We start from the raw sequence: 12,965 nt of genomic DNA on the forward strand, positions 1-12,965 counted from the left end.
CCACATTCTTCGGCACATTTACGCAATGGCTTACTGTCCAGCATACAGCGAATATATTCTAACCAAAGCTCTTTGTACCTCAGTCGAGCTAGCGGTGTCGCCGTTGTCGCTACAAAGGTTTTGCCGCAGTTCTTGCAGCGATAACGCTGCATCTTGTTTACCTTGCCGTGCCGATTGATCAGTGAGCTATGGCAGTGCGGGCATTCAGGGTTTTCAACCATCCGCTCCTCAAGCTCTGTTATCAACTGTGAGACGCTATCAGTGCCTTTCAGCAGCTTCTCAACATAACGGGTTTGACTATCTGTTAAGTGTTCTAACTCGGCTATAAGCTTTGTAAATTGTGCTGGGATCATGATCAACCCTCAATAACTGTATTCATATACAGTATAGCAACAATTTAGCAGAACATAGCCATACGTTTTATGCCTGTTCATTCGAAAGTTACCGGTATTTCGACTACCTTTTATTCAGACTTGAGACAAAATGATTGCTGGATAAATAGTGAAAGAATACGAGATAGTTATTGTTGATGATGACATCATCACCTTAGCGTTACTGGAGGAAGCGTTAAAGGAATTTAACGTCCTGGTTATGGCCTCACCGGTTGACGCGCTGGAGGCTGTCAGAGAAATGGAAATCCCACCATTACTCATCATACTCGACGTAACAATGCCGCAAATGAGTGGTTTTGAATTGTGTGTCAAACTACGCGAGTTTGTTAGTGAAGAACAGTCAGATATTATCTTCCATACCGCTAGCAGTGAGATGGAAGAGCGCTTAAAAGGGTATGAAATAGGCGCCAGTGACTTTCTGATAAAACCAATAGAAATTCAGGAGTTGCGTAAAAAAGCCAAAACCATCATCAAACGCGGCAAAAAACGCCGTGCAGAACAGGCCAGTACAGAGTCGAATTCGCAACTGATACAGGCGGTGATATCGGACCTCACGGAACAGGGAATTTTAATTCACTACTTCCGGGCTGCGTCGAAAACCAGCAGCATTTCCTCGCTGCTAAATCTTATTGTGAAAACCGCTTCTAATTTCGGTATCAACAGTTCTGTTCAGGCAAAGTATGTTATGAATGATATTGAGTACCGTCAGGCAGTGTCAAATGAAGTCACTATTTCAGCGCTTGAACGAGAGTTACTCGACCGCCTTGAATACTCAGAGCGAATCATGACCAGAGGTAAACGGTTGTTCCTTAATTATCCACCTTTTACACAAATCATTAAGAATATGCCGGATGATCCCGCCCAGGCCGGGCGCTTCAGAGACCATTTGGCAATAATTCTGGAAGCCGCTGCAAGTCAGTATCGGGATATTGTAAAAACTGATGAAGTGAATTTAATGATACAGGAGCTTGAAGTCGTACAAAAAAGAGCAGACTTAGAGAATCAGACGAAAAATCGTCAGGTCCTCGATACACTGACTGAGTTGGTTGATTCTGTCGAAAGTAAAATTTTTGAATACGGCTTGACCGAAGAGCAGGAAAGCGAGCTGTTGCAGTTGTTCCGTAAGAGCACCGATAAAGCCTACGATACGATTGATAATGCAATGACAACTGAGAATCTGCGTTTAATCATGCAGCGATTAAAAGCTTTGCGTGAACTGAGTCAGTCCCAGGACGAAGAGGCAGAGAGTATTGTGGACGTGGAGTTGTTTTAAGTCAGCTTCTGTTTGCGATTAAACTCATAAACTGCTTTTGCTTTGGCCAGATATAGTTTTAGGAGCGTTAGCCAGCAGTCAGGCGGCACGGCAGGTCAATGACATTTTCGTGACAAAAGGGTAAGCTTAGCAAAACTCATTGGACCTGTTTGATTGCCCGTTGCCGTGGCTGACAGGCCATTTGCTAAAGAGAACCGATAACATGAATGCAAAAGTCGTATTAAGTGGTGTGGGTCTGTGGACGCCGCCCTATAAAATTACTAATCAGGAATTGGTTGAAAGCTATAACGCTTGGGCTGAGGCCTACAATCAGAAACATCAGGCGCAAATTGAAGCTGGCGAACTGACTGCCAAACCGTTTTCCAGTGCCGAATTTATTGAAAAGGCTTCCGGTATTAAAAGCCGCTATATCTATCGTAAGGAAGGCGCGCTGGATATTGAACGGATGCGCCCGAAGATCCCGGAACGCGGCGAAGGCGAGTTGTCGAATCAGGCGGAGATTGCCATTGAGGCGGCTAAACTGGCCATGGCCGATGCCAACAAAACTGCTGCCGAGATTGATGCCGTCATTGTTTCCTGTGCATACACACAACGTTCTTACCCGGCGATTGCCATCGAAGTGCAAAACGAACTGGGTATTGATGGTTTTGGTTTTGATATGCTGGTGGCCTGTTCAGCGGCTACCTTTGGCATGCACCGGGCCTGGGAAATGATCGCATCGGGCAATGCCAAATGTGTATTGGTGATTAACCCGGAGCTGGTTTCACCTCAGGTTAACTATACCGATCGCGACAGTCATTTTATTTTTGGAGATGTAGCAACGGCAACCATTCTGGAAACTGCCGAAACGGTTAACACTGATACTGCTTTTGATATCCTCAGTACCAAAGCAAAAACCATGTACTCCAATAATATCCGCTCGAATTTTGGCTATATGAGCCGGGCCAATGATGCGGATCCCTTTGGTCCGGATAAGCTATTTCATCAGGCTGGCCGCCGGGTATTTAAAGAAGTCTGCCCCATGGCGGCTGAACACATTGCCAGCCATCTTGGCCAACATGAGCTAACGCCAAACAAAGTTAATCGCTGGTGGTTACACCAGGCCAACATCAATATGAATACGCTGATTTGCAAAAAGCTGCTGGGCCGGGATGCCAACAGTGAGGAAGCCCCAATTGTTCTGGATGAGTATGCCAACACCGCTTCGGCGGGCTCGATTATCGCTTTCGCCCTGCATCATCAGGATCTTGCCAGTCAGGACGTGGGCGTTATTTGTTCCTTCGGCGCCGGTTATTCCATTGGTAGTCTGGTTGTCCGCAAAAGGTAGCTGGAAGCTACAGGCAGATTGTGATAGAAAATAACCAATAAATAGAGGGGGTTAAACTTCCCCCTCTTTGGCAGTATCAATAAATACTGCGGCCCACCACAACTGCCCCGGGGCAACAGTAGGACAACAAATGATTGCAGATATTGGCTACGGCCTGAATAGTTTTGGTTACCTGGTATTGTTGTTACTGCTGTTTACGGTGCGTAAACCGGGGCTGGCGAAATACATGCTTAGCCTCGCCACACTGGTTACGCTGGTTTGGTCTCTGAGCTTTGTGTCGCTGTTAAGCGGTCCGTTAAGTGTCCTTCATCTGCTCCAGGCTGATACGATTAAGCAGGGCATCTGGCTGCTGTTTATTGCCAGCTGTCTGAAAAATGATTTTGCTAATATCTGGCAGGTGCTGCGCCAGCCGGCCACCTTATTTGCGTTGTTGGTTCCGGCCATAGCACTGTTAAGCCCTTGGTTTATACAGGTGGACATTACCTGGCATTTCCTGATGCAAACCCTGATAGCACTGGAAGTGCTTATTCTGCTCGAAGTGCTTTACCGTCAGGTTGGGCAGGATCAATGGGCGTATAAGCCACTGGCGTTGTATTTAGGCGCGACCAATCTGTTTGAGTTTGTTTTTTATGCTAACTCCACCATGATCGCCAGTGTGGAGCCTGGATTTATTGCCGCCCGAGGGTATATCTACCTGTTAATGTTACCGTTTCTGGTAATTGCGACACGGCGGATAAAGCACTGGGGCGTGAATATTTTTATCTCCCGGGATGTAGTACTGCATAGTTCATTGCTGCTGGTAGCCGGGGTGTATCTCTTTATCATGGCAGCCATGGGCTACATTATCAGCTACCTGGGCTGGAGCTGGGGTTACACAGTGCAAATTATACTGATTGCGCTGTCGCTGGTTATGCTCGCTACGCTGTTTTTATCCAATACATTTCGTACCCGCATTAAAGTATTTATCACCAAGCATTTCTTTGCGAATCAGTTTGATTATCGTGAAGAGTGGGTAAAACTGACTAATGTACTGTCGCAAAACGATCAGTCGTTACCCAGTGTGTACCAGGTGGCACTGGAAGGCGTGATGGGGGCGATCAACTACGACAGTGGCGCACTCGTCAAAAAGCAGGGGCCAGGCTTTCATGTAGTGAGCAGCCATCACTTTATGCCGTTATCCGAGGTGGAGTGGACGCTTAAGCCCTTATGGGATTATTGTGAAAAAACCGGCTGGCTAATCGACCTCGATGAGTATCGCACCAAGCCTTATGTTTATGAGGGGCTGAACCTGTCTAATGAAACGGTCGAAACGACCCGATTGCAACTGGTTATTCCGTTTATTCGCGAAGGCAATATGTGGGGGCTGGCCTTGCTGTGCGCCGTGGATCGGCCAAAAGTGTCGCTCAACTGGGAAGTGCGTGACTACCTAAATGCCGTAACTAACCAAATTGCTAATGTTATTTATCTTCATGAAGCGGCACAATCACTGGCAGAGAATGCACAATTCGCGGCCTTTAATCGTATGGCAGCCTTTGTTTTGCACGATCTCAAGAATGTACTGGCACAGATAGACTTAATCCTGTGTAATGCAGAGCAGCACAAAGGTAACCCTGAATTTATTGAAGATACCTTCGAAACCCTGCATCATACCAAAGCACGGATGGACAGGATGCTGCGCCAGCTTACAGAGAAACAGGTAGAAGAACGGGGCGCCGACGCCACGCATACCTTGTCACTGTTAATTAAGCAGGTGATTGATAAGCGATGTCAGTCTTTATTACCGCTGCCGCAGGTAGTGATTAGAGAAGAAACCGACGTTGTGGTAGATCAGGATAAGTTTGCCAATGTGATGTATCATCTTATTAGCAATGCTCAGCAGGCCTGTGCCGATGACGGTGAAATTGAAGTCATGCTGGTACTGGACGCCGAGCGGCAACACCAACTCGTGTTTATTGAGGATAATGGCACGGGGATGGATGAAGAATTTTTAAAGCATCGCCTGTTCAAGCCCTTCGATACCACTAAAGGTAACGCGGGAATGGGCATCGGCGCATATGATGCAAAAACCTATATGGAATCGATAGGCGGATATTTACAGGTACAAAGCCAGCCAAACATTGGCACTTGCTTTACCCTGGGCTTTCCCATTCAGTAAAACGTCAATATCGAGCAGAATAAAAACGGAAACAGTGTATGAGTGACACCATCCTGGTAGTTGATGACGATTTAGGTATTCAAAAGCAGTTAAAATGGAGTTTAACCGACTTTAATGTGGTTTTCGCCGATGATCGTTCCTCTGCAATTGCGCAGTTACGTCGGTTTGAACCCAAAGTGGTGACTCTCGATTTAGGCTTACCGCCTGATCCGGCCAACGCCTCAGAAGGCCTGAAAACCCTGGAAGAAATTCTGGCTCTGGCGCCCAATACCAAGGTCATTGTGGTAACCGGCAATAACGATAAAGAAAACGCGTTGAAAGCCATCGACTTTGGCGCCTATGACTTTTATCAGAAACCCATCGATTCCGACACGATAAAGCTGCTCATCAATCGCGCCCTGAACCTGGCCAAGCTGGAAGATGAAAACCGGATCCTGGCTAAAACAAGACCGGCCATGGGGCGGATTATCGGCAACAGTGACGCTATCCAGACCGTAATGCGCAAAGCGGAAAAAATTGCCGGTACCGATATCAGCACCTTATTACTGGGCGAAAGTGGCACCGGTAAAGAAGTCTTTGCCCGCACCATTCACGAGCACAGCCCCCGCAAAGACCAGCCTTTTGTGGCCATCAACTGTGCCTCAATCCCGGAAAACCTGCTTGAGAGTGAGTTATTCGGTTACGAAAAAGGGGCCTTCACCGGCGCGAATAAAACCACCGTAGGTAAAATCGAAACGGCACAAGGGGGCACACTGTTTCTCGATGAAATTGGTGATATGCCCATTGGTTTACAGGCTAAGATGTTGCGTTTCCTGCAGGAACGGGTGATTGAGCGGGTTGGCGGCAGAAATGAAATTCCGGTGGATATTCGGGTGATTTGTGCTACCCACAGAGATATTCAGACCATGGTGGGGGAAGAAACCTTCCGTGAGGATTTATTCTATCGTATCGGCGAAATCCCGATTAATATTCCGCCGCTGCGGGAACGTGAGCAGGATATTGTATTACTGGCGCGCACTTTTCTGAATCAATACCGCGAAGAATTTAATGCCAAAGCCAAGAGCTTCAGTGACGGCGCGATAAGAGCCATGCTGGCCCATCGCTGGCCGGGCAACATTCGCGAACTGCAGAACAAACTCAAATCTGCTGTCATCATGGCAGAAGGCACGGTTATTCAGGCCGACGATCTGGGTCTGCTCGAGCCTTCGGAAGATTTTGCAAGTGAAATCCTTAACCTGCGCGAAGTGCGTGAACAGGCTGAAAGTAAAGCGATCCGTAAGGCTTATCAGCGAGCCGACAAGAACATGTCTAAAACGGCGGAGTTACTGGGTGTTACCAGACCAACGCTATATTCATTAATCGATAAGTACCACCTGGAAGATTTGAAAACCGGTGTGTAATACCTGTAGCGGCGGTTGATTTGCGGCGCTGATTAACTGCTTTGTTCAGCCCAGCTAATGGCTGATAAATGGTTAAGAGAGGTTTGTACCCGGGTCGGCGGTAAATCAAATTTTTCTTCCAACCGGGATGTCGGCCGGTCAGCGGCCTCTGATTTCTCGCCGGTTAAACCTATCCAGCAGTCTTTTCCGGACCGCTTTGCCGCATACAGGCATTCATCCAGTAAACCAAAGTAACTGTCCCAGTCGAGGCGTGCAGGTTCGCTGGGGTATAGTGGCAGAACACAAAAACCAATGGAACAGGTAATGTGAAGGCTATGCTGTTGGCTAACATGAAAGTCGTGATCGTGGATCCCCTGGTGTAGTCTGTCTGCGAGGGCTACGGCTTCAAGTCGATTGGTATTGCGGCACACGGCCAGAAATTCTTCACCTCCCCAGCGGATAAGCATGTCTGATGGCCTGAATACTGAGCGCATCACTTTCGCCAAATCGGTTAAAATACGGTCGCCCGCCATATGACCGTAGGTGTCATTAATGTGTTTAAAATTATCAATGTCGAGCAGAAAACAAAGCATGTCTGAGGGGCTGTTGGTCAGTGTGCACTCACGGGATAACAGATACGCCTGCTGGGCGCGATTGATTTCCTGTGGTAACTGGTTATTCAGGTACTGACGGTTGTACAAACCGGTGAGCGGATCCATCAGGCTGGCCCGCTCCAGCGCAATGTAGGCATTTTCCAGCTCGGCATTTTTAGATTCCAGTTCCTGGGTGCGCCTGCGCACTTCACGCTTTAAAAAGCGCGAACGCTGACTGTGGTTAAACCGGCTCCAGATTAAGAACACCAGTAAGGTGACAGCAAACAGCGACGCATAGAGCATCCGTACTTCCAGTTCCTGCTGTTCTGCTTTGGCCAGCTGAATGGCCTGATTTTTATTCAGTAGCTCCAGCGATTGAGCCTGACGCTCAACATCCAGCTGTGATTGGAGGTACAACAGTGCCAGCGAGCGGCGTTGCTCAAGACTTTGCTTCTCGAGCTGTTGCTGGCGCTTAAGAGCATTAAGTGCTGCGGCATAATTTTCGCTTTGTTCATGCATTTGCATTTTTACCGTTTCAAACCGTGCCTGAGTAAGTAACTCACCTCTCTCTATAGCTTGTTGCAAACCCTGGTCGATGTGGTTAGTGAGAGCCTGTTGGTCTTTGCCAAGATAGGCCTGTGCCAGGTTTAAGTGCAGCTCGGTAAGCAGGGTAGTGCAGTTATATTCAGTCGCTTGTTGAAGTTTTGACTCAAGCAGTTGAATGCCGGCTTCCGGCTGATTCTGGCTGAGCAGAATATTACCCAGACTGGAGTCTATTTTGGCCACATCGCATTGTGCTTCTAACTGGTTAAACTGTTCTTTGCTCTGTTCCAGATGGCGCCGGGCATTATCAAAATGCCCCATCTGGATATTTACCTGGCCAAGGTGATAATCGAGCTCTGCTTGCAGGGTTTTTATTTGCAGGGTATCAATCAGTACAGCGGCATCCTGCAGGTACAGCATGGCTTCATCGTTTTTATCGATTTCACTGTATACCCGGGCGATTTGCATCAGAGTAGACGCTGTAGCCTGGTTGTTGTTTTCCTGCCGGAGTAACGGTAATGCTCGCTCTAACTGACTTAAAGCACTCTCAAACTGGCCTAACTGCCGCAGGGAAATACCGACTTCCAGCTGTTGCAAGGCAATGCCGTCGTAGCGGCCCTGCTGATGATAGATGTCTTTGGCGAGGTTAAAGTAACCCAGAGCAGACTGATAGAGCCCCATCACCCGATAGGTTCTGCCAATATCTGTATACAAATCGGCCATACCAAGGGGCTCTCTGGCGCCTTTAAAAAAGTCCAGGGCACGCTGAAACTGCCGCAATGCCAGCGGGTAATTATTCTTAATCAGTGAGATGTGCCCTAAGGCGTGCGCGCCCGTAGCAGAGGCTCGTTGATTTTGTTCTGACTCGGACAGTGCTAATTGTTCGCGGATTTGGCGTTCGGCTTCCTGGGTATCGCCCTGATTTACCAGTTTCTCTACATTGAAGCCGCTGGCATAAAACGCGTGTCCATCCATTGAAACGTGGCGCACAGAGTGCGCGAATCCGGGTACAGAGCAGCACAGCAAAGACAGCAACAGGCCTACACGGTTTAACATCATTACTTTCTACACCGCCCTGTGACGTAAGACGCGTGACTCCATTACTGCGCTGTCATGTCGTATTGATACTAAAGTTTACTCTTTTATTATGGTGTTATTTTGAGGTTCGTTTAAAAAATAATCAATAGCGCGAGCCAGTTTTCTGCCGCTTAATCAAAATTGAGACTGGCGTAGCGCTGGATCCAAAGCCTGATCAGTTTTGATTTTGCTATACCGCTATGCTCTGACAGTTGCTGAAGCTGGTCTATACATTCCGGCGTCAGCGTAAAAGTTGCTCTGCGCATTGGCTCGTGGTGGGAGTCGTTAGCCTGCCGCTCTGTAACAGCGGCAAGGGGCACTACCACACCACTGGCATAATGCAGTGCGTCCTGAATAAATTCCTCTGCACTGACATTTTTAGTTGCAGTTCGACTAGCTCGCGGCGTAGAGCGAGACAGGTTTATCAGACTCATGTTGTTCCCCTTTACGTCGGGCCAGTAACTCTTCAATGATACTGCGAATTTCCACGGCAGCTTTACCATCGGCTTCACTTTCCAGCACCGAACGTCCGGACTCCTCTGAGTCGTCATACATGTTGCGGCTAAAGGTAACGGAATTTAATACTGGTACTTCAAAGGAGCGACACACCTCTTTGGCTTCCAGAATCCTTGACGCCAACGAAGGCAGTGAAGGACACTGAGTAATAACAAAAGCAGCGTTCATGCGCGGGTTGACCATCTTACAGGTCGACAAAATGTCTTCCATGTGCGGTACCGTTTTCAGGTCGCGGCGCTTGGGACGCAATGGAATTAAGATATGGTCGGCAACCGCCATAGACGATCGCAGCGCCAGGTTATCCTGACCACCACAGTCGATAACCACATAGTCGTAGTGCTCTTTAAGGCTTAACAGCTCATTGCGGATCTTGCCGTAAAGCTGGATACAGTTGATGGAAGGCAGCTCTTCGTTGCTGCTTCGCTCCTGGGCCCAGTCTGACGTGGTTCGCTGGGGGTCACAATCCACCATCAGTACACTGGCTTTCTTCTCACAGCGTAAATATACGGCGATGTTCTGTGCAAGACAGCTTTTGCCGCTACCACCTTTTTCGCCACCAACTAAAATCATCATTGTTCAATCCTCATTAAGTAATCGCAATTACGTAATAAAAAAGTGAACTGACTGTCGGTGTCGCTGGCTTGCCGGGGGAAGCAAGCCGACGTCACCTCACAGTGTTCGGTAACCCCGCTATCCTATCTTTCGACGTAGACCGGAGGTTTTGCGTCACACCCTTTCGGCGTGTTTTGCCTTTTTCATGTACTGCGGGATGCTCATATAGCACCCGTTGATTCCTGTTCAAATAATAGAGTATCGGGTTGCTGGCATCCATTCACAGCGGGCATTGAAATTTATATTAAGGGATTAATGCGTATACCCTAGCTGGTAAGGGTAATTCTTATTTGCGTTTAAATATTTTATTTTCAATCGTTAATTGTGATTAGCATGATTGGTATTTACCGCTGGTTCTCTGCACTGTTAGGGTTATACTTATCGAAACTGTTAAGGAGAATGTAATGACACACCCCATTGATAAACCTTCTTATGAAGGAAAGAAAGTACCTGATGTGACCTTTGCCATTCGGGAAGGTGAGCAGTGGATTAATCGTACTACCGACGATATTTTCGCCGGCAAAACCGTAGTGGTTTTCTCCCTGCCAGGTGCTTTTACGCCGACTTGTTCGTCGACTCACCTGCCACGTTATAACGAGTTGGCCGACACATTCAAAGATCACGGTGTAGATGAAATTGTTTGTATTTCAGTGAATGACACCTTTGTTATGAATGCCTGGGCAGCGGACCAGGAATCAGACAATGTGTCGCTGGTACCTGATGGTAACGGTGAATTTACCGATGGCATGGGAATGCTGGTGGACAAAGCTGATTTAGGCTTTGGTAAGCGCAGCTGGCGCTACTCGATGCTGGTAAAAGACGGCGTAGTGGAAAAAATGTTTATTGAGCCGAACAAACCGGGCGACCCGTTTGAGGTCTCAGACGCTGATACCATGCTATCCTACATTGCGCCTAATGCAGTGAAACTGGAGCCGGTTTCCATTATTACCAAACCAGGCTGTCCGTATTGTGCGAAAGCCAAAGCGCTGTTGCAGCATAAAGGCTTTAAATACGAAGAAATCGTCATGGGGCAGGGCGCTACGCTGACGACATTAAAAGCTATCAGCGGCCGTGACACAGTACCCCAGGTATTTATTGGTGGTAAGCATATTGGCGGCAGCGACGATCTGGAAGCTTATTTCGCCGAATAGCGTTATAGTAAACTGATAAAAAACTCGCCAATCGGCGAGTTTTTTTGGTTTAAAGACTTAGTTACAGCTGCGGGGCGTCGAAGTCCTCAGGCTCATCGGTATAAATACACACGTTCCAGTCTTCAGCCAGGCCGTCCTCGGCCTGACAATAAGTAGCAAAGAAATCACTGATTTCCTGACGCTGACAGTGAGCTTCGAAGCTGGCCATATCGGCCCAGATTTCATTAAACGCAATGGGAAAGCTGTTGCCTTCGGCGAACGGACTGGTGATATGGCGGGTAACGATATACTGAATACAGCCATCTTCTCTTAGCGTGTTGGGCTCGAGGCTCTGGAGCACTTTAAACAGCGCTTTTTCTTTGCCGGGTTTGGGTAAAAACTGGGCGCTACAATACACTTTCTTTGACATGAGTAATCCTTAACAGGCGTGGACTTTGTTTTTTTATAGTCTCAGTATGGCGATTCTGGTCCTGAAGTCAAAAGCTTACCTGCAATCTGTTTTTACTGACCTTTTATCGTTATTGCCCTCGTTATCGTCAATGGTTTTTGCCATAGTAGAAAAAACACAACAAATCAGGGGCAAACACTTTGAAACCTTCTTTTCTGACAACATTTACCTGCGCCACCAGTCTGTTGTTCTCGCTGGCAACCAGTGCGGCGCTATCCGGCGATGAGCTGCAGATGGCCGATTATATTGATGGCCGTAAAGAGGCAGCGATGAGCTTGCTGGAAAAAAGCGTCAACATAAATAGCGGCACCATGAACTTTTCCGGCGTCAGAAAGGTGGCAGACCAATTGATGCCGGAATTTGAGGCGTTGGGCTTTGACGTTTGGTTTGAGGATGGAGCCGCATTCAACCGGGCTGGCCATCTGATTGCCAGAATTGAAGGCGGCAAGGGCCCCAAAATGCTACTGATTGGCCACCTCGATACGGTGTTTGAGCCTGGCAGTCCGTTTCAAACCTTTACCCGGGTGGACGATAAGCATATTAAAGGGCCGGGCGTTGCCGATATGAAAGGCGGCAACATTATTATGCTCGAAGCACTGCGAGCACTGCACGCGGCAGGTAAGTTATCATCGATGAATATTATGGTGGTAATGACCGGCGATGAAGAGCTCAGTGGCCGGCCGTTAGCCTTGTCTAAAAAAGCCTTAATCGACGGTGCCAAATGGGCCGATATTTCACTGGGCTTTGAAAATGGCGACGGTAATCCGGCCACTGCTAATGTCTCGCGTCGCGGCTCGGTAGATTGGGTGTTAACGGTTAAAGGCACGCCGGCGCATTCTTCCCAGGTATTTAAACCTACCGTGGGCGCTGGCGCGATTTATGAAGCCTCGCGTATCTTAACCAGCTTTTACGATAAGCTAAGAAGTGAACAATTACTTACCTTTAACCCCGGCAGAATTATGGGTGGCACCGAAGTTTCACACGATAAACTGAACAATAGCGGCAGCACATTTGGTAAAAACAATGTGGTTGCTGAACATGCTACTGTTACCGGTGATATCCGTGCGGTTTCGCAGGAGCAGTTAATTCGGGTTCAGCATAAAATGCAGGCCATCGTAAAACAGAGTCTGCCTAAAACCAGTGCGGTCATCGAGTTTGGTGAGGGCTATCCGCCTTTATCGCCAAAGCCGGGGAATCATGAGTTGCTGGGGATTTACAGCAAAGTCAGTCAGGATCTCGGCCAGGGCAGTGTCACCGCAGTGAATCCGCTTAATGCTGGCGCCGCCGATGTCTCCTTTACTTCAGAGTATGTGGAAATGGCCCTGGATGGTTTGGGTATGAGTGGCTCAGGAGGTCACACGGTAAATGAAACGGCGCTGGTGGGGGCCTTGCCTGCCCAGGCCAAACGCGCAGCTATTTTGATGTTACGTTTGAGTGAACGGTAACCCGCTATTGTTTTCCTGCCAATGATTGCAATTCTCAGGCAAGGCCGCCATAGT

Annotated in this window: 11 protein-coding genes and 1 riboswitch; of the genes, 6 read left to right on the forward strand and 5 right to left on the reverse strand. The window is 48.1% G+C overall.

Annotated features, from left to right (window positions below):
- Positions 1 to 353: IS1/IS1595 family N-terminal zinc-binding domain-containing protein (locus D9T21_RS15725; RefSeq protein ID WP_206427287.1), on the reverse strand; the 353-nt coding region annotated here is incomplete at its 3' end.
- 148 nt (positions 354 to 501) lie between these two features.
- On the opposite strand from D9T21_RS15725, the gene D9T21_RS15730 reads away from it, so the two are divergent.
- The 4 genes from D9T21_RS15730 to prsR all read left to right on the forward strand — a co-directional run bounded on the left by D9T21_RS15730 (position 502) and on the right by prsR (position 6,547).
- Positions 502 to 1,665, forward strand: a complete 1,164-nt coding sequence (locus D9T21_RS15730) for a response regulator (protein ID WP_164464713.1) — start codon at positions 502 to 504, stop codon at positions 1,663 to 1,665.
- Between the two features lie 202 nt (positions 1,666 to 1,867).
- On the forward strand, positions 1,868 to 2,992 hold the full coding sequence (locus D9T21_RS15735) for a beta-ketoacyl-ACP synthase III (protein ID WP_105933349.1): 1,125 nt from the start codon (positions 1,868 to 1,870) through the stop codon (positions 2,990 to 2,992).
- A gap of 130 nt (positions 2,993 to 3,122) precedes the next feature.
- Positions 3,123 to 5,147, forward strand: a complete 2,025-nt coding sequence (prsK, locus tag D9T21_RS15740; RefSeq protein ID WP_105933350.1) for an XrtA/PEP-CTERM system histidine kinase PrsK — start codon at positions 3,123 to 3,125, stop codon at positions 5,145 to 5,147.
- A 38-nt stretch (positions 5,148 to 5,185) separates the two neighbouring features.
- Positions 5,186 to 6,547 carry a PEP-CTERM-box response regulator transcription factor gene (gene prsR / locus D9T21_RS15745; protein WP_105933351.1) on the forward strand — a complete coding sequence of 454 codons (1,362 nt, stop codon included), beginning with the start codon at positions 5,186 to 5,188 and terminating at the stop codon, positions 6,545 to 6,547.
- A gap of 32 nt (positions 6,548 to 6,579) precedes the next feature.
- On the opposite strand, the gene D9T21_RS15750 is transcribed toward prsR, so the two are convergent.
- The 3 genes from D9T21_RS15750 to D9T21_RS15760 form a co-directional block, all read right to left on the reverse strand.
- A complete protein-coding gene (locus D9T21_RS15750) occupies positions 6,580 to 8,721 on the reverse strand; it encodes a tetratricopeptide repeat-containing diguanylate cyclase (RefSeq protein ID WP_123325876.1) in 2,142 nt (713 codons plus the stop codon).
- 149 nt (positions 8,722 to 8,870) lie between these two features.
- Complete coding sequence (locus tag D9T21_RS15755; RefSeq protein ID WP_105933353.1) at positions 8,871 to 9,173, reverse strand: ribbon-helix-helix domain-containing protein; 303 nt, start codon at positions 9,171 to 9,173, stop codon at positions 8,871 to 8,873.
- Positions 9,133 to 9,828, reverse strand: a complete 696-nt coding sequence (locus tag D9T21_RS15760) for an AAA family ATPase (RefSeq protein ID WP_105933354.1) — start codon at positions 9,826 to 9,828, stop codon at positions 9,133 to 9,135. The genes D9T21_RS15755 and D9T21_RS15760 overlap by 41 nt, the downstream gene beginning before the upstream one ends.
- 104 nt (positions 9,829 to 9,932) lie before the next feature.
- Positions 9,933 to 10,016: riboswitch (cyclic di-GMP riboswitch) on the reverse strand.
- 255 nt (positions 10,017 to 10,271) lie between these two features.
- On the opposite strand from D9T21_RS15760, the gene D9T21_RS15765 reads away from it, so the two are divergent.
- On the forward strand, positions 10,272 to 11,018 hold the full coding sequence (locus tag D9T21_RS15765) for a glutathione peroxidase (protein WP_105933355.1): 747 nt from the start codon (positions 10,272 to 10,274) through the stop codon (positions 11,016 to 11,018).
- Between the two features lie 61 nt (positions 11,019 to 11,079).
- Here the strand turns inward: D9T21_RS15765 and D9T21_RS15770 are convergent, their stop codons facing one another.
- Entirely contained in the window at positions 11,080 to 11,427 is a 348-nt protein-coding gene (locus D9T21_RS15770) for a putative quinol monooxygenase (RefSeq protein ID WP_105933356.1), read from the reverse strand.
- A gap of 179 nt (positions 11,428 to 11,606) precedes the next feature.
- On the opposite strand from D9T21_RS15770, the gene D9T21_RS15775 reads away from it, so the two are divergent.
- Positions 11,607 to 12,911, forward strand: coding sequence for a M20/M25/M40 family metallo-hydrolase (locus D9T21_RS15775; RefSeq protein WP_241155729.1), 1,305 nt, complete (start codon positions 11,607 to 11,609; stop codon positions 12,909 to 12,911).
- The last annotated feature ends 54 nt before the right edge of the window (positions 12,912 to 12,965 follow it).

It is taken from the genome of Marisediminitalea oceani, from assembly GCF_003731635.1.
Classification (GTDB): Bacteria; Pseudomonadota; Gammaproteobacteria; order Enterobacterales; family Alteromonadaceae; genus Alteromonas; species Alteromonas oceani.